This window comes from Aliivibrio sp. A6 (genome assembly GCF_028765505.1).
Taxonomy (GTDB): Bacteria; Pseudomonadota; Gammaproteobacteria; order Enterobacterales; family Vibrionaceae; genus Aliivibrio; species Aliivibrio finisterrensis_A.
This window is the reverse complement of record NZ_JARACR010000032.1, coordinates 24,139-41,893: the sequence shown is the minus strand read 5'-3', so window position 1 is coordinate 41,893 and position 17,755 is coordinate 24,139. Positions and strand designations below refer to the sequence as shown.

Annotated in this window: 13 protein-coding genes and 1 pseudogene; 6 read left to right on the top strand and 8 right to left on the bottom strand. The window is 37.1% G+C overall.

From position 1 onward, the window contains the following. Window positions 1-42: 42 nt before the first annotated feature. Window positions 43-1,512 (bottom strand): formate transporter FocA, encoded by a 1,470-nt coding sequence (gene focA, locus PVK70_RS15940; protein ID WP_130048998.1) that lies wholly within the window; start codon window positions 1,510-1,512, stop codon window positions 43-45. A 194-nt stretch (window positions 1,513-1,706) separates the two neighbouring features. Here focA and PVK70_RS15935 point away from each other — a divergent pair, with 194 nt between their 5' ends. The 3 genes from PVK70_RS15935 to PVK70_RS15925 all read left to right on the top strand — a co-directional run bounded on the left by PVK70_RS15935 (window position 1,707) and on the right by PVK70_RS15925 (window position 5,446). Then, window positions 1,707-2,612, top strand: coding sequence for a LysR substrate-binding domain-containing protein (locus tag PVK70_RS15935; RefSeq protein ID WP_130048999.1), 906 nt, complete (start codon window positions 1,707-1,709; stop codon window positions 2,610-2,612). 92 nt (window positions 2,613-2,704) lie between these two features. Beyond that, complete coding sequence (locus PVK70_RS15930; RefSeq protein ID WP_130049000.1) at window positions 2,705-3,385, top strand: hypothetical protein; 681 nt, start codon at window positions 2,705-2,707, stop codon at window positions 3,383-3,385. Window positions 3,386-3,580: 195 nt separating this feature from the next. Further along, a complete protein-coding gene (locus PVK70_RS15925; RefSeq protein ID WP_130049001.1) occupies window positions 3,581-5,446 on the top strand; it encodes a methyl-accepting chemotaxis protein in 1,866 nt (621 codons plus the stop codon). Window positions 5,447-5,536: 90 nt separating this feature from the next. Here PVK70_RS15925 and PVK70_RS15920 read toward each other — a convergent pair whose 3' ends face one another. Genes PVK70_RS15920 through PVK70_RS15905 form a run of 4 tightly spaced genes read right to left on the bottom strand, consistent with a single transcriptional unit; the run spans window position 5,537 to window position 8,782 of the window. Continuing rightward, window positions 5,537-6,409, bottom strand: coding sequence for an amino acid ABC transporter permease (locus PVK70_RS15920; protein ID WP_130049002.1), 873 nt, complete (start codon window positions 6,407-6,409; stop codon window positions 5,537-5,539). A 5-nt stretch (window positions 6,410-6,414) separates the two neighbouring features. Continuing rightward, a complete protein-coding gene (locus PVK70_RS15915; RefSeq protein ID WP_130049003.1) occupies window positions 6,415-7,224 on the bottom strand; it encodes a transporter substrate-binding domain-containing protein in 810 nt (269 codons plus the stop codon). 15 nt (window positions 7,225-7,239) lie between these two features. Beyond that, window positions 7,240-8,034 carry an amino acid ABC transporter permease gene (locus PVK70_RS15910; protein ID WP_130049004.1) on the bottom strand — a complete coding sequence of 265 codons (795 nt, stop codon included), beginning with the start codon at window positions 8,032-8,034 and terminating at the stop codon, window positions 7,240-7,242. Window position 8,035: 1 nt separating this feature from the next. Beyond that, window positions 8,036-8,782, bottom strand: a complete 747-nt coding sequence (locus tag PVK70_RS15905) for an amino acid ABC transporter ATP-binding protein (protein WP_130049005.1) — start codon at window positions 8,780-8,782, stop codon at window positions 8,036-8,038. Window positions 8,783-9,034: 252 nt separating this feature from the next. Between PVK70_RS15905 and aroG the strand changes: the two genes are divergently transcribed. Continuing rightward, window positions 9,035-10,087, top strand: coding sequence for a 3-deoxy-7-phosphoheptulonate synthase AroG (gene aroG / locus PVK70_RS15900; protein WP_130049006.1), 1,053 nt, complete (start codon window positions 9,035-9,037; stop codon window positions 10,085-10,087). A 65-nt stretch (window positions 10,088-10,152) separates the two neighbouring features. Here aroG and PVK70_RS15895 read toward each other — a convergent pair. Further along, window positions 10,153-11,786 (bottom strand): annotated as a pseudogene (locus PVK70_RS15895) (ATP-dependent endonuclease). A 205-nt stretch (window positions 11,787-11,991) separates the two neighbouring features. Between PVK70_RS15895 and PVK70_RS15890 the strand changes: the two are divergent. Next, the gene (locus tag PVK70_RS15890; protein ID WP_130060014.1) at window positions 11,992-13,731 is read left to right on the top strand and encodes a bifunctional metallophosphatase/5'-nucleotidase; all 1,740 of its coding nucleotides are present in this window, start codon (window positions 11,992-11,994) and stop codon (window positions 13,729-13,731) included. A 658-nt stretch (window positions 13,732-14,389) separates the two neighbouring features. Next, window positions 14,390-14,581, top strand: a complete 192-nt coding sequence (locus PVK70_RS15885; protein ID WP_130046353.1) for a hypothetical protein — start codon at window positions 14,390-14,392, stop codon at window positions 14,579-14,581. A 64-nt stretch (window positions 14,582-14,645) separates the two neighbouring features. On the opposite strand, the gene PVK70_RS15880 is transcribed toward PVK70_RS15885, so the two are convergent. Then, window positions 14,646-16,229, bottom strand: a complete 1,584-nt coding sequence (locus PVK70_RS15880) for a GGDEF domain-containing protein (RefSeq protein ID WP_130049008.1) — start codon at window positions 16,227-16,229, stop codon at window positions 14,646-14,648. Next, window positions 16,229-17,692, bottom strand: a complete 1,464-nt coding sequence (locus PVK70_RS15875) for an ATP-dependent transcriptional regulator (RefSeq protein ID WP_130049009.1) — start codon at window positions 17,690-17,692, stop codon at window positions 16,229-16,231. The genes PVK70_RS15880 and PVK70_RS15875 overlap by 1 nt, the downstream gene beginning before the upstream one ends. Between the last annotated feature and the right edge of the window lie 63 nt (window positions 17,693-17,755).

The following is a 17,755-nucleotide window of genomic DNA, read 5'->3' as shown; positions in this document are numbered from 1 at the left end:
TTTTTTTAGCCATAAAGCGTTGTTATATTTTTTATTGTGCTTCTAAGCAACAACGGCTTCAATTTCTTCTTCATGAGATTTTACTACTTCCATTCGTTCACCGTAGATTGAACGTAATTGAGCAATAACATGACCACGAGTGACAATACCAACGAATTTATTATCGTCAATAACAGGCAAGATACGAGGTTTAGCGATGCGCATATCACGAGCACGGTCATTAACTGATAAAGTGCTGTAGCTTGTTACATATCCCATATCTGTTGTTGGGTATAATGTTGCTTTATCAATTGCGTAAAATTCAGCTAATTGAAGTAGAGTATCTTTAGGTGAAATACTAGTGATATCCGTCTTCATTAAATCAGCAACAGTGCGCCCTTGTTCTGGTAAGTAATCTTCACACCATAATTCTACTAATACATCGTGTTCAGAAAAGAAACCAACAACTTCATTATGACTGTTAATAACGATTGCACCAGAAAGATGACGATCTAATAGGTTGTCTAATGCAATTTCAACAGGCATTTCAGGGCGAAGTACGTAAGCGTTAATATCCATAAATTGATTTACTGTTTTGTTCGCGTTCATATTAGTGATTTCCTTTGTGTCTGAATCGGTAAAAAGTGGAGTAATTTGTGAATCAGGTACAGCATTAAGTTGTGGACGACTAAAAATGGCCCAATAACCTAGGCCAACTAAGCCAGCACCGCCGACAATATTTCCAAGAGTTACCGGAATTAAATTGGCAGTAATAAAGTTAATAATATTTAAATCAGCGTATTGCTCAGGTGACGCACCAACGGACAACCAAAACTCAGGTGGAGCTAATTGTTGAATCGCAATACCTAATGGAACCATGAACATATTGGCAACACAGTGCTCAAAACCACTACTAACAAACATCGCAACAGGCAAAATAACCATGACAGCTTTAGTTAACATGTTCGTTGAGCAAAACGTCATCCAAACGGCTAAACAGACCAACAAATTACATAAAATACCTAAAGCAAAAGCTTCTAATGGTTGGTGATGTAACTTATGTTGAGCAATGTTTAGGGCGTTTAATCCCCATTGACCACCATCGTTTTGATACATTCCCGCAGAAACAACTAAAGCAAGCAGTAAGGTTGCACCGATAAAATTACCGATGTAAACCTTTCCCCATATTCCTAACATTTTTCCAAAGCTAATTTGTTTGTTTGCAACCGCAATGGCTGAAAGTACAGAGCTGGTAAAAAGCTCTCCGCCACCAATGACAACCAGTATTAATCCCAAGCTAAATGCTAAACCGCCAGCAAATCGACTAATTCCCCAGCCCGTTTGTGAGTTCCCTGTTGTGACTGTGATATAGAAAATGAAAGCAATACCGATAAATACACCAGCCATAATTGCTAAGCCAATCACCATGCTGGTTGGCTTCTTTGATTTAGCAAGGGCGTAATAAGCCGCTTGGTCCATCATTTCACTGGGATTAAATTGTCCAGAAGTATTTGGACTGAGGTTAGTGCTCATTTGTCCTCCTTAAGTTATTGTGATTATTAATAAGCTCAAACGTTGTGTTCGTTCCTGTTCTGCTTGAGCCCATTTAGATTATGAGTAAATGCACGGAAGGTAAAATTGATTGTTTTTAAGTTCTATATCAGTTTTCTTGATGGGGATGAAGTGGTATGATTGTTTTAAAATAAATTCTTATAAAAGAGATAGTTATGCGTTACTCATTAAAGCAGTTGGCCGTTTTTGATGCGGTAGCAACAACAGGAAGTGTTAGCCAGGCTGCTGAAATGTTGTCGTTAACTCAATCGGCAACCAGTATGTCCTTGTCGCAATTAGAAAAAATGCTAGGTCGCTCGTTATTTGAACGTAACGGTAAGCGAATGGCGTTAACCCATTGGGGTGTATGGCTTCGACCTAAAGCGAAAAAACTGATCCATGACGCACAACAGATAGAATTAGGCTTTTATGATCAGCATTTAATCAGTGGTGAACTGTCTCTAGGGGCGAGTCAAACGGCAGCGGAACATTTGGTTCCAAACCTTATCAGTAATATTGATAATGATTTCCCAGAAATACGTATCTCTTTAGGGGTAAAAAATACCTCAGGGATCATTAATGGCGTGTTAGATTACAAATATGAACTGGGTATTATAGAAGGTCGCTGTGATGATAATCGAATTCATCAGGAAGTATTCTGTAAAGACCATTTGATTATTGTTGCTGCGGCACATCATCCTTTTGCAAAGCACGAAACCGTGAGTCTAGCCCAGTTAGAGCAAGCGAAATGGGTATTACGTGAGCATGGTGCAGGGACACGAACTATTTTTGATAGTGCCATCCACGATAAAATTCCTGACTTAGATGTTTGGCGTGAGTATGAACATGTACCTGTATTGCGAACATTAGTTGCAAATGGTCAATATTTGAGCTGTTTACCTTATTTAGATGTTATTAAGTATATTGAGCGTGGTGAGTTGGTAGCCTTGAATGTACCTGAATTAAACATGGAGCGTACACTCTCATTTATTTGGCGTGCTAGTATGGATCAGAACCCTATTAGTAGCTGTATTCGCCGTGAAGGGATCCGAATGATTAAAGACCACCATATAATTCGATAGGTATCTAATAAATCAACTTCTTACTTTGTCTGTTATTTGCTATTCTCATGTAGATAACCATGATTTATACACACATTTAGGGATAAAAAGAGATGCCAGCTTTATCAGTTTTATTGATGGACAGCTTCAATTACTTCAAAAAGCATTTTATTGCTTTCTGTATTCTTGTTCTACCATTTGCACTCATTACAAATGGGATCGCATTGAGTTTTAACGAAGAAGATGGTTCAGGCCAATTTTTACTTTATATGCTGTTTATTCTGACGATCTATCCTTTCTATAAAGGGGCGATACTTTACTATATCGCTTACTCTTTTGATGGTCGTCGTGTCCCATTTAGTCAGTTGTATCAGATCCCTGCCAAAACGTGGTTTTCGTTTGTATTGATGAATATCATTTTAGGGCTTGCTATTTTAACTGGTTTTATTGCGCTTATTTTACCTGGTCTTTACTTAATGGCTCGTTTCTCGTTTACAGAAATTTATTGTGTGCTGTATAAAGAGAAAACAATGGATGCGATTAAACTAGGTTGGCATGATACAAAAGACAATTATTGGATCCTCTTTAAAGGCTTGGTAATTATTTTTGGTTTTACAACGGGTTTAATGTGGACGCTAGAATATGGCTTAGGCCTATTAGGTTTACAGTCACCAGTGCTGTCGTTCGTGTTTTCGATAGCAGAAGTTGTGTTGTCTATGATGAATACTATCTTCATTTTTAGAGTATTCACGGTAAATACAAACAGATTGGAAGAGATTCAACAAATTAATTAGAAGTGCATTCTAATTTTTATAACTCATTGAATTTAATTAATAAGCAGCCACTAGATAAAGTGGCTGCTTTTTTTTGTCTTTTTATAAATGAGACAGCTGTTGCAAAAATGTTATTGTTGGGTTTGTTAATAAGTTTAAACCATTAGATTATGTGAACTATAAAAAGCGTGGATTGTTAGAGATAGGGAAGTATCTATGAAGTTTCGACACAAAATTATTCTGGCCTTTTCAGTTATTATGACTGTCACGTTGGCTTTATTAAGTACAGTGCAATACCTTAATATGAAAAAAGAGGTTGAGTATGAAGTTCAATCCAGTATTCATGAAATTGTTGATGGGGTTCGAACTACCGTTAACTCTGAATTAGCTGGGAAAACATTACTGGCAGAATATGTAACAGCAATCGCTGAAAGTAACTTAAACTCAAATGTGCTTGAGATGGTACTGAGTCAGCCTCAAGTTAAGAGTGCTTTTGTTCTGGCCGGAATTGGCTTTGAAGATGGGCATAATTTTATTAGTAATGATCCAACGTGGGACCCTCAGGACTATGATGCAAGGACTCGTGGGTGGTATAAATCTGCAAAACAAAATAATGGAACAATAATCACTGAACCCTATGAAGATGCACTTACCGGTGAGATTTTAATTTCAATTGGTACGGCTGTGAAAGAAAATGGTCAGTTTATTGGTTCAATATTTTTTGATTTAAGCTTGAGTAGTCTTGCAGAATTAGTAAACCAAGTCGAGCTGTTCGATGCTGGTTATTTGTTTATTGTAGACAATGCGGGGACGGTAATTGCTCATCCGGATAGCCAATTCAACGGTAAATCAATGACCTCATTTTTACCAAATATTCAATTAAATTCAAAGTTACAAACGACAGAGATTAACGGGGTCGCTCACGATATATCATTTAGCCCTATTAATGGCCATCCTTGGTCGATTGGTGTGGTTTTAAATGAAGAGAAAGTATTTCAGCAGATTAATGAATTAAAGAATGACTCACTAATTTATTCTGTAATCGCTGTTATTGTCGCGATTACATTAATGCTTATCTTTATTACTCGTCTTATACGTCCAGTTCAAACATTAAATCATGCCATTCACAATGTTGCTTCTGGTGAAGCAGATTTAAGCCAACGTTTAGATACTAATATAGATCCTGAATTTTCACCATTGGCAGAAGGGTTTAACCAATTTATTTCTAATCTACAGGCTCAAGTGACTGAAACAAAAGAATTAAGTCATAAACTCACTGAAGGTACACAACGAATTTCCTCTGGTGCAACTGAATCAGTAAATGCAATGAATACCCAAATGATGGAACTTGAACAACTTGCAACTGCAATGAATGAAATGGCAGCGACATCGGTTGATGTTGCAGGTAATGTCCAAAATGCCGCTGAATATGCTAAACAAGCTGATGATGCGACTGAGCATGGAATGATGGTGTTGAATCAAACATCAGAAGAAATAACAGATTTATCAGAAAATATTAATCAAGCGGTAAGCGAGGTTGAGAAGTTAGAGCAAGCAACGGACAGTATTGGCTCTATTCTAAGAGTCATTAATGATATTGCAGAGCAAACTAATCTATTAGCCTTGAATGCGGCAATAGAATCAGCACGAGCAGGTGAAGCTGGTCGCGGTTTTGCCGTTGTTGCTGATGAAGTGAGAACGTTAGCACAGCGTACTCAGCAATCCACGACTGAAATTGCAACCATGATTGATCAACTTCAATCTGGGGCATCAAAAGTATCGGCTTCAATGTCGAGTAGCCAACAAAGAGCAGAATTAACCGTAGAGAAAGCGAAACAAACAGCGGATGCATTAGCTCAGATCAGAGAAACTATTCAACAAATTAACGACATGAACATTCATATTGCCTCAGCTGCAGAGGAGCAAAGCCATGTAGCGGAAGAAATTAATGGCAAAACAGTAAATATTAAAGACTTGTCGATATTGGTTCATGAAGCGGCGCAAGGTGCAGGCGTAGCAATAGCTGATCAAGTGGCATTAGTTGAAAGCCAAGAAAAAATCATGAATAGATTTACGGTATAAAAATTTATATAGTTTATTACTATTATCAGAAAAATTGATACCAAAGCTCAGGGATGACTCTGAGCTTTTTTATTTGTCTGTTGGTTTCTACTAAACAGCTGTGTTATCGCGTTCCCAATAAGCAAATAGACGTGATAATGTAAAACAAAGAATAAAGTAGCAAAAAGCGACCACTATCCATATTTCAAAAATCATACCGCTTGAATTCGCAATTTCAGTTCCAACAAACGTTAACTCTTGAATTGATATTAATGAAATGATCGATGAATCTTTCACTAACGAAATGCATTGACCAGCAAGAGGAGGGGTGATCACTTTAAATACTTGAGGTGCAATAATATAGCGGTAGCGATGCCAAGTGGATAAGCCTAAACTTTTGGCTGCTTCATGTTGACCGCGTGGGATTGTATCTAAACCAGAGCGCACAACTTCACCAATATAAGCGGCAGAAATCATTCCGATACAAAGTACGCCTGAAGCTAAATTTTCCCATAAATTGGCAGAGCCAAATAGAAACGATTGAAGCGCGTTAATGTTCCCATTGTGATCCCTAAGCAAAGATTCTAATCCAAGTAATGGCACTAATTGATTTGCAATAAAGAAATAGAAAATGAAAATGAATACTAATGGCGGAATATTACGAATTAGCTGAATGTAACTGTTTGATAAAGATCTAATGATAGCAAGGGATGATCGGCGTCCTAAACCCAGTAGGACACCAAATAGTAAAGCAAAGAGCATTCCCCAAAATGTGAGGCGTAGTGTTGAGAATACACCATCGAAGAAATAGGGCAATGAGCCATCAGGCTTACGCGTAAACAGCAAATCAAAAGTGCGAGACCACTGCCAATGATAAGCGAGTGTGCCGCTTTCTTTTGTAAATAACCAAAATACAACGCTAGCAATAATGGCCAGTAATATCCAATCTAAACGATTTAGTTTTAAAGAAATGCTTTGCTGCATGGTAATCAGTTCGCTGTTTGTGTTTGCCAATCTAGACTGGTAAACCAGTAATCGTAACGCTCTTGTAGCCAACCATCAGCTGTTCGTGCTTCAATCCACGCATCAAAATAGGCTTTTTTATCCTCTTCACCAAGACGAACAGCAAACGCTTCATTACCTTGCGATAAACGTTCTTTAAAAGGTAAATATAAGATATCAGCGTATTTGATAGAATCAAATTCAGGCTTTGGTGTGGAAGCCGCTACCGCATGAGCATTGCCATTTAATACTTCTTGGAAAGCTTGTGCTTCATCATCAAATTGAAGCACTTTTGCTTTAGGGAAGTTTTCTTTAATTGCCGCAACCGTAATTGAGCCACGACGTGCTGCAAATTTAACACGACGAGAATTAAACTGTTCACGCGTAAAGCCGTCAGTTAGCTGTTTGTTCGCTGCAACTTGAACGCCAGAGTGCGAGTAAGGAACAGTAAATAAAACACTTTTTGAACGCTCGTCAGTAATGGTTAAGCCACCAATGATGACATCGAATTTCCCTGAAATAAGAGAGGGGATGATCCCATCCCAAGCGGTTGGAATAAATTCAATTTTTAAGCCTGAGTCTTTTGCTAAACGTTTTGCAACATCGACTTCAAAGCCAATAAGTTCGCCCTGTTTATTTCGCATAGCCCAAGGCACAAAAGTACTTAAACCAACTTTAAGAGTTCCTCTTTCTTGAATTTTATCAAGATTAGGTGTGCTGTCTGATGACGATGCTGAAAATACTGAGCTACTAAATAATAAGCTTAGGCTGAGTAATAATGTGAATAGTTGCTTCATGCGAGTGGTTCTCCATTAATATGCATTGTGCATGCGGTGTTCTAACCAAGCAGATAGCCCAGAAAGTGTTAATGTAATAATGAGATAGATAGCGGCGACAGTAAACCAAATTTCAAAAGGCATTGCCGTATCGGAGACGATATTTCGTCCTTCAGTTGTTAAGTCAAAAATAGCCATCACACTGACTATAGAAGAGTTTTTGACTAAAGAAACTAATTCATTCGTTAATGAAGGCAATGTTTTTCTTACTACTTGGGGTAATATGACATGGCGATAGCTATTGAATGAAGATAGCCCTAACGTTTTACAGGCTTCAAATTGTCCTTTTGGTAAATTGATTAACCCTGAACGTAAAATCTCAGCAGTATAGGCTCCTTGGAATAGAGCCAAAGCAAGTACAGCGGTTGTGAATCTATCTAAATCTAGAAATGGCCCAAAAACAAAATAGAGTAGGTAGATTTGCACAAGTAAAGGCGTATTACGTATTAGTTCGATATATAAGGTGGCGATACTTCGACCTACGATTGAATTCGAAAGGCGTAATAAAGCGGTTATTAATGCGATGACTAAAGTGGCAATGGCGCTAATGGCTGAAATGTGCAAAGTGACGAGTAGGCCTTCAATAAGCTCTGCTGGGAACCATTCGCCATCTTCATAAAAAAACAGAAAATCAGGTACGCGATCCCATTGCCATTGGTAGTTCATGGCTTGAGCACCGCTATTTAAAATCCAGTAAAGTGCGGCAGCTAATAAACTGATTTGCAATAAAGCAGAGAGCACTGGTGAAAAAATGTTTTTTAAACGAAGCATATTAGTAACTTAAGATTTGGTTTAAAAATTGTTGAGTACGTTGGTGTTGTGGGTTGTCAAAGAACTGCTCAGGCTCAGCAATTTCAAGGATTTCGCCTTCATCCATAAATACCACACGGTCTGCTACTTTCTTAGCAAAGCCCATTTCATGCGTGACACAGACCATAGTCATTCCCTCTTTAGCCAGATTTGACATAACGTCTAATACTTCGCTGATCATTTCAGGATCAAGTGCAGATGTCGGTTCATCAAACAGAAGGATTTGAGGCTCCATACACAGAGATCGAGCGATCGCGACTCGTTGTTGTTGTCCACCAGAAAGCTGAGAAGGGTATTTATCTGCTTGTTCTGCAATATTCACACGTTCTAAATAGATTAAAGCACGCTCAATGGCCGCTTTCTTTGATAATTTTAATGTTTTAATTGGTGCCAACGTTAGGTTTTCTAATACCGTTAAGTGAGGGAATAGATTAAAGTGTTGGAATACCATACCCACTTGGCCATTCATTAGTTGTTTTGATGAGAGCGGTTGCTCAAAGAGTGACAGAGTACCACGTTGAATGGATTCTAAGGCATTGATACAACGAATAAGAGTGGATTTTCCTGAGCCAGAAGGACCACAGATAACGACCTTTTCCCCTTCACTGATAGAAAGGGTAATCTTTTTTAATGCATGAAATTGTCCGTAGTACTTATCTACGGTCTTAAATTCAATGATATTGGCTTTATTTGTATTTTTATTAGTCACAATTCATCCTAGCATTTGAGAACTAAACTTACTGTAACATATTCATAAAGCTAAAGAAGTGATTCTTAATGGAGTGATTGATTTTTAATCAAAACATGAAGTTATACCTGTTAAATGTTAAAAATTAGCTGAGAGCAAATTTATATTAAATTAACCATTGCACAACAGTTAAAGACACGTTACGTTAACAGTATGGAGAATAAAGATGCAGTATATAAACAATAAACTGCATAAATAAATGGAAGAGAAGCAATGTATCAAACTGATGATGTACGAATTAATAAAGTAAAAGAACTATTACCACCTGTAGCTATTTTAGAAAAATTCCCTGCGACTGAGATTGCGGCGAAAACCGTATTTCAATCTCGCGAAGCTATACATAATATTTTACAAGGTGATGATGATCGTCTTCTTGTTATTATTGGCCCGTGTTCAATTCATGATACTGAAGCGGCTTTAGAGTACGGTGCAAAACTTAAAACATTACGTGATGAGTTAGGTGATTGTCTTGAAGTTGTTATGCGTGTCTATTTTGAAAAACCACGTACAACAGTCGGGTGGAAAGGGTTAATCAATGACCCGTACATGGATGATTCATTTAAGTTAAATGATGGTCTTCGTATGGGACGTAAGTTGCTGCTTGACCTTACTGATATGGGTTTACCAACTGCTGGTGAATTCTTAGATATGATCACTCCACAATACATGGGTGACTTAATCAGTTGGGGTGCTATCGGAGCACGAACTACTGAGTCACAAGTTCACCGTGAACTATCTTCAGGTCTTTCTTGTCCTGTTGGTTTTAAGAATGGTACTGATGGCAACATTAAAATTGCCACTGATGCAATCCGCTCTGCGGGTTCTTCTCACCATTTCTTATCAGTAACTAAATATGGTCACTCTGCAATTATTGAAACGGCCGGTAACCCTGATTGCCATATCATCCTTCGTGGTGGTAAAGAGCCAAACTACAGCGCGGCTCATGTTAAGCCAGTGAAAGAGCAACTAGCCGCTTCAGGTTTACCTGAAAAAGTGATGATCGACTTTAGTCATGCGAACAGTTCAAAAGACTTTAAGCGTCAGATGGTTGTTGCTGATGACGTTTGTGGTCAAATTTCTGGTGGTGAAGACGCAGTATTTGGTGTCATGATTGAAAGTCATCTTGTTGAAGGGCGTCAAGATTTAGTTTGCGGTAAAGCAGAAACTTATGGCCAATCAATTACTGATGCATGTATTGGTTGGGATGATACAGAAACTGTACTTCGTCAATTAGCGGATGCGGTTACTGCTCGCCGAAATAAGTAAGTTATTTAGAATAATGAAACGCCAGCCATTTTCATGACTGGCGTTTTTTTAGTACAAAAAATGGGTCACCCTTGACCTTTTGCCATGGTTACCGTTCTTTTTAAAGTCCAACGTAATAACAATGGAATGATATCAACACCTTGTTCTTCGCTATATTGGACAATCGCTAAGGCTAAATCAGGTTTCGCATATTTTTTTAATGCTTTAATAATGATTTTTTTCGGAGGGATCGGCTGATCCTTTGAAATATTAGAAAGTTCTCTAAATAAATCCTCAAAACCATTGTAATAAAGATAATGTTCGATGTCTTTACGCGGTAATTCAGTGAGTCGATGTCGTTCATGCTCATTACCTAATTGATTTTTAACTGCAAACGCATACTTCTTACCAGCAGCATCACTATCGGTTACAACGTGCCATTCAATATGAAGTGCTTTTGCAACTTTAATTAATGACTTTAATCCTGATTGTGCAAATTCAATGATCTGTACCCCTTCGGCAGCTAAGTTATATCCTAGAAGGCGAGCCATCTCATTAAATAACCATACCTCGGTTTCCCCCTCAACCAGTAACCAGCAACGCGCAAATAAGGCATTAGAACGTTGAAAGCGAATATGAAACGTAATGCGTCGTAAATCATCACGAGATAAGCTGGTTGGAGAGATAGAATAGCTTGATGTCGAGTCTGATTCTCTGACTAATCTACGTATAGAGCATAGAGGAACGGCACTCAATAATTCACTGCTATTTGTGGTCAATATCTTTTGCATGGGAATATGATTAAGCAAGGACCAAGCTTGAATTAACTGTGTTGGGTGTAACCGTCCTTCTGGATCTTCGATGATCATGAGAGGGCGAGCTGATTTTTTTAGTGTGTTAGGCCCTTTAGCTCTTAGATAAGTATTTAACAGCCCAAGTAGAAGGAGCTTAGTTTGTTTATTTTTGTTTTGATTAATAAACTGGGTTAGTGAAACACCTTCTGTTTTTTGACCAAAAAAGAGATCATCATGAATTTTGTGTTGCTCGTTTCTTTTATGTCCTTTAAATGCAAAGTAATGTTCCACTAAAGACTGCATAGAATGCAAGGCGCTTTTAATTTCGCCCTATTTACTTGGCCTGGAGCGGTGATAAGTCGACGACAGGTATTATTTATTCGTCGTTCAATTCGGTCATTAGAAAGGGTATCAAGCGTATCGTCTGGTTGTAAGCGACGAGAATCTCGAATACGAATGACGGGATGAAGGCGTATTAACTCAGTCACTAGACTTTCAATTTTATGATAACGTAAAACATTGCCTTCATTATCGAGAAACGAACTTGATGAGCTAATCTTTCCCTCATTATTCGTTGCGCTAATGCGATAATAAATTCGTTGAGCATGGTCATTGTGGTTAGATTGCCATAAACTAGACAACTTTCTGTAACGACCTGCTTTATGTTCGTTGTTTTCAGTGGTTTTCCAGCTAATAATAATTTGAATATGCTGGTCTTGGGTGTAAGAGATGGAATGATCTTGATGGAAATCTTTTAACGTAAACTGATGAAGCTCTCCAGACACAGGCAAGGCGATAGATAGGGCATCAAGTAACGATGACTTTCCCCATGTATTTTCGCCAATCAAGGTCGTCAATTGTTCAAAAGAAAGAGATAAGCGTTTGATGCCTCTAAATCCTGAAACTTCGATTCGTTCTAAGAGCATAGCACTTCCTTATCAGAGACTTATATAAATAACTATATAGCAACTGAATCGATGAAAGCACAATGGCAGTCACATTTATCAATTATACTGATAGATGAGTGACCAAGTATTGAAATATTACCAATTAACGCATTGTTTATAAAAATGGTTTACCGTGAACTGATTGCTTAAATTGAAATACGGTTCTAGACAGGATATGAAATCAATGAAAAATCAAAAGAATCATGTTTTAAGAGTGATGCATATTAATGATACACACTCTTATTTTGATGAATCAGTGATCGCATTACACAGTGATGTTGGTGAGAAATATTATATTAAATGTGGTGGATTTGCGCGAATATCTCACCAAGTCTCACTCCTTACCGAGGAAGCAAAAGCAAAAGGGGGAAATACCGTTTTTTTCCATGCTGGCGATTGTTTTCAAGGGACCTTATATTTCTCTTTATATAAGGGAAAGGCCAATGCAGATTTACTAAATCAACTCCCTTTAGATGGTATGGTTCTTGGTAATCATGAGTTTGATTTAGGTAATGAATTAGTCAGTGACTTTATTGCCAATACCCATTTTCCTATTCTTATGGGTAATTGGGATTTAAGCCAGGAAGATCAAACTAAGGGCCATCAATTAAAACAACAAGAACGAATATTAGATTTTAATCCAACACTCGGTATTGCAAACTACTTGATTAAAAAAGTAGGAAATTTGGATGTCGCAGTATTTGGTTTAACCATAGATAAAATGGACGTATTAGCAAGCCCAGATCCTGATACGCCATTTATGAATGCTATTAAAACAGCACAGAACACCGTTGACTACTTAGCCGTTCAAGGCATAACTAATGTCATCATTGTTAGTCACCTTGGTTATGAGGGGGATAAACAACTAGCAAAAGCGGTCAATGGTATTGATTTGATCATTGGAGGGCATAGTCACGTGTTGCAAGGTGATTTTTCAAATGTTGGTTTAGAGGCTCGTGATAACTACGGTGAGCTTGTTAATGACACACATATTGTTCAGGCTGGATGCCACGCACTTGCACTTGGCTATTGTGATTTAAAATACTCTGAAGATGGTGAGTTATTGAGTTTTAATGGCCGTAATATTTTACTTTTGGATAAGATGGCTTACAAAGACAAAGCATGTACCCAAAAAATGGATGAGCCTCATTTATTAAAGACATTAGCTTTGATTAATTCGTTTGAGCTAGCAGAAGTCTGTGAAAAAGATCTTAAGATAGAAGCATTACTAATAGAGAAATATCGCGGTGAAGTCGACAGGCTTTCTCAAAAAGTGGTCGGTCACTGTATGGAAGACTTATCACACCGTCGGATCCCTGATGATAAAGGCCAAAGTGATATTGCTCCATGGGTTGTAGAGTCTTTTTATTCAAAGGCTCATCAATTGGATAATCGGGTTCAATTCGCAATGCATAATGCAGGCGGAGTGCGTTCTGGCTTAAATCAAGGTGATATCACCTATTCTGATATTGCCGGAAAAGTTTTGCCTTTTGCCATACCTATTGTCATCTATAGTATCAAAGGGCGGCATCTTAAAGCGGCAATTGAAGGAGCTATAGACAATGCTACGGATAACGGGATTATTGGCAGCGGTTCAGGTAGTTTTCCTTATGTATCACAGATGCGTTATTGTTATGAAGCAAGTAAGCCAAGTGGCCAACGTATTACTGAGTTCAGCATTTATCACCAAGATATTGGCTGGGCACCTATCCTTGATGAACAGGTATATTTCGGAACATCAACCGCTTATACCATCAAAGGTAAAGAAGGTTATGCACCTTTACTCAATAAAGAACGTGAGTGTGTAACAACGACCTTTTCAATGGCCGATTGTTTTATCGATTATTTATCACATTACCCTAATTTGGCGAAACCAACAGCTTGTTTGAACCAGTATCACAAAAATAAACGAGTGCTTGTTTAATTGGCATGAGCTTTGCTATTAATCCAAATGAGATGAGTAAATTTGAATTAATTGAATAGGTTTTTGTATGGATGGTGATTTATCCGATAAACTTTTGGTCGTAGCGTGGTTTTCTGCCTGGGCCGTTATTGCCTACTTTGTCCAATTCTCTGGATAATAATAAGGCCCTCTAACTTAAGAGGGCCTTATTATACCAATCTACATAAGTATTTGAACATTCTTGCTTGTTAAAATCGATTATATCAGCGTTATACCTTTTTATTGCAAAAATTAGGTGTAATTAGATCCACTAGTTACTGTAATTTATGCCTTGCTATAATCGATTTTTCCTACGCAATTATCTGAACAACTACTTATCCAGAATGGTATTACATTAGGTTAATAGAGCTAATGTAGCTGAGATTTGTTTTAGTTAACAATTTCGAAACATATAAAATAATATATTCATCTCTAACCGCTTAATCTTCTTATTTAGTGAATGAACATTCATGTTTATTGTGCATTATGATTTTATATGCATTTATTTTGCTTGCCTTTAAATGTAATTTTTACATTAGAAAAACTAATATTAGTTTAGAGGAAAAGTCATTTTTTGAGCAGTGAAATTAGTCTTAAAATCAACTCATCTAATCGAAAATAACTTTTAAGTGAGGCAATCATGGCACAAGCAGCAATGAACGTTAATACCATCGCTACTTCTTCTTTGGATAAGAAGGCCTACTCAGTAAATATCAAAGGATTGATTGCTCATTTTGTTGATGTCTTATTTGGCAAAGGCCAAACAACATCGACACATTACACTGCAGAATTATCGGAACACTTACAAAAAGATCTTGGTCTATATCGTTAAGTATTTCATTAATAAATAAAGCCAGCATGAATGTTGGCTTTTTAGTTTTTGGTTAATATTCTTTTTAGTAAATACAAACTCTATTTTTTCCTGAGCGCTTAGCTTGGTATAATGCTTTGTCAGCTCGTAGGAAGGTTGTATTTATATCTTCATTATGCTGGCATACCGTCATACCTATGCTTACAGTAACAAGCCTGTCTTGCAAGGTCTCGTGCCAATCAAAATTAGAAATGCTTAAGCGGCAGCGATCCGCTATTTCTTTACCATATTGTTGATCATTTGAAGCAACAATGATGATAAATTCTTCACCACCGTATCGTAAGGCATAATTATTAGAGCCTGATGATTCTTCAATGATTCGTGCAACCAACTTAAGTACAACGTCACCAGTAAGGTGAGAGTATTCATCATTAATAGATTTAAAATTATCGATATCAATGACAAGAAGTTGATAGGTTGCTAATTTAGGCTTAATCTCGTTAGCAAAGGTTGATTTATACCAGCGATGATTAAATAGTTTAGTTAAACTGTCGTGGAATACATCTTTTTGTAATTTAGCAACTGTATCTTTTTGTTCATCTGATACTTTTTTGAGCTTTATATTTTCAGATTCAGATATATTTAAGCGCAGTTGCAGCTCTAAGCGAGTTAAGCGACGTAAAGCATGCCCGCCAAGTTCATTGATAGGGAAGTGTTTAACTATAGCAACAGTAAGCTGATGTGCTTCTTTTTCGCATTCAAGCGCTGCTGAAAAGTTATGACAACTTGCAAGTGCATCACTTTTTACATCCAATAATTGACGGATATAATAACCTTGCGAATATTTTTTAGTTCGCTTTAACTGATGAGTGATTAGAACATCGGCTAACTCTCCACGTTGTAATTGAATAAGGCAATAGGATGCCTCAATAGAAAAGAGTTTGTTCAACCATGGAAACGAATCTAGGTTAATATTTTCTTTACGAAATACAATTAATGCATCTAATGCTGTTTGAGGTTTATTTTGTAATCGAAGTAATTTAGCTGAATACAATTGCACCTGCATCATTAGTTGGAGATCGTCAGATACATACTTAATAACATGACATTCATTTAATAACTGCTTTGCTTTTGATAATCTATTTAGGTCTAATAAACAAGCTACAATATATAGCCGATAACGTAATGAAAGGTTATTACTTTGTATAGTTTTACTTAAAGATTCTATTTTTTGATAGTAACGTAATGCTTTTAAATGGTCGCCATATATAGAGCATAAATTACCTATCCCTAAAATCGATTGAATATAAAATTCATTATCTCCAAAATCAACAGCAAGTTTAGAAAGAGAATATAAGCTCTCTAAAGCAGATTGGTATTCTCCAATATCAGTATATCTATAACTGAGAGAAGAGTAGATTTGTAATATTAGGTCAATATTATCGGGTAGAGATAAAAGTAATAAAGCCCGCTGTAAATGCTGTATGCTTTTTTGTGTTTGATTGAATTCAACTTCAAATTCAGAGCACATCAGTAGAGCATATGCTTTTTCAGTATTAGACTCGGCAAATTCATCAACAACATAGTGCCAGAGCATTAATGACTGCTGAGAGTTAAGTGCCATTAAGTCTATTCCTTTGGATGAAATACGAGTTAATAGATTATCCACTATACGATCTCCATTTGCATTTGGGATAATGTTGCGTGATGATTTAATTCATGCAAACTAAAATGTGTAACTGATGGTATAGAAACATTCAGTGAGTAACGGGACCAAGGGTAAGTTGAAAGTAATGTTGATATTGAATGCGCGATCTCTTGAGACTTATTTTTATTTTCGTTGATAAGAATAGCTATCTCAGTGTCATTTAAACGAGTAATACTATCGCCGTGTTTGCAATAATGGTGGCCTAATAACATAAGGTTATTAATTTTATCTTCAGAAGGGTCAGTTATCATAATTAAATGATATTCATCAGATAATACATTTGTGAGTATTGATTTAAGGTGAGCATACCATTTTTCTCGTGGTAATAAATAGGTAAGCGATGACATTGAGTTGAATTTTAACTGCATTTCGATGCGCTGAATTAAGTTCTTTGCTCGAATATCCAACCGCTCCTTTGAAGTGCTAGTTTTATCACGGCCTAAAGAGCTTGACTGTTCTTGAATTAATGCAATTTCATATTGACGATAGCGTTTGTAAGAATATAGAGCGAGCTCAAAATTTTGAGTCAGTTCAGCGATCCTAGATTGTTCAAGGCAAATTTGAGAGCGCAGTTCCCCTTTGTCAAACTGCTGGGCGATGACTTCCGCGTCAGTTAATAACTGATAAGCTAAGGTGAAATGAGATTGAGCTGAAGCGATCCGAGCTAAACTAATGGCAGAGTGAGCTTTCATCCATATAAGATCATGCTGAATCGCAAGTTGATTGGCTAAACTACAATATTTCTGTGCCGAATCAAGATCGTCTAGACCGAGAAAAGCAAGGCCTCGAAAGTCGTAGATTTCAGCTTTCCAAGTTAAATTAGAATTATCTGTTAGCAACTTCTCTGCTTTGAATAAAATCGGCAGCATTGCTTGGTAATCGCATAATAAGTAACTATCCCAAGCTTGTAGGATATAAGCTTTGGCTTCTAAATGAGGCATACGATAATAATTGGCACGCTGCGCAGCAACATTGTGGGTGGAATTTGCTTGTTCAAGGCAGTTTGTCATACGCCAAGTATTACCAAGGCCGATTAATGCTTCGATCTCAATTTCATGATTGCCAATAAGAGAAGATTGCTCTAATGCTTTTATCCAGTATTGTTGTGCAGAGAAAAGTTTTGCTTGTCCCCACGAATGTAAGGCTAAAGTATGCAAAATTAATGGAAGTAAATTATCATTTTCAAGTTCTTGCTGAAGCTGCAAGACTTCTTTTGCAGACTTAAAGCCGGCTTGATAATCCATTAAATGCCAATGAGCGATAGAAATAATTAATTTCGAGTATGCTGCTCCATATTTAAAATGAATTTTTTCTGAGAGTTCTAGTTGGTACTTGGCTTCTTTCAGTGTATTTGAGGTATCGTCTCCGACGATTAATTCTAGTGCTTTTAGGTTAGAAATGATCTTATTTTTAGACTCTTTCACAGCTATCCTTCCTTATTCATTCTCCCAATATATCCACTAATCTATTGAAGTCACGAACTATTT

Excerpts from the sequence above, each read along its gene's own strand:
- focA (WP_130048998.1), bottom strand. The coding sequence starts at position 1,512 with ATGAGCACTAACCTCAGTCCAAATACTTCTGGACAATTTAATCCCAGT.
- PVK70_RS15935 (WP_130048999.1), top strand. The coding sequence starts at position 1,707 with ATGCGTTACTCATTAAAGCAGTTGGCCGTTTTTGATGCGGTAGCAACA.
- PVK70_RS15930 (WP_130049000.1), top strand. The coding sequence starts at position 2,705 with ATGCCAGCTTTATCAGTTTTATTGATGGACAGCTTCAATTACTTCAAA.
- PVK70_RS15925 (WP_130049001.1), top strand. The coding sequence starts at position 3,581 with ATGAAGTTTCGACACAAAATTATTCTGGCCTTTTCAGTTATTATGACT.
- PVK70_RS15920 (WP_130049002.1), bottom strand. The coding sequence starts at position 6,409 with ATGCAGCAAAGCATTTCTTTAAAACTAAATCGTTTAGATTGGATATTA.
- PVK70_RS15915 (WP_130049003.1), bottom strand. The coding sequence starts at position 7,224 with ATGAAGCAACTATTCACATTATTACTCAGCCTAAGCTTATTATTTAGT.
- PVK70_RS15910 (WP_130049004.1), bottom strand. The coding sequence starts at position 8,034 with ATGCTTCGTTTAAAAAACATTTTTTCACCAGTGCTCTCTGCTTTATTG.
- aroG (WP_130049006.1), top strand. The coding sequence starts at position 9,035 with ATGTATCAAACTGATGATGTACGAATTAATAAAGTAAAAGAACTATTA.
- PVK70_RS15890 (WP_130060014.1), top strand. The coding sequence starts at position 11,992 with ATGAAAAATCAAAAGAATCATGTTTTAAGAGTGATGCATATTAATGAT.
- PVK70_RS15885 (WP_130046353.1), top strand. The coding sequence starts at position 14,390 with ATGGCACAAGCAGCAATGAACGTTAATACCATCGCTACTTCTTCTTTG.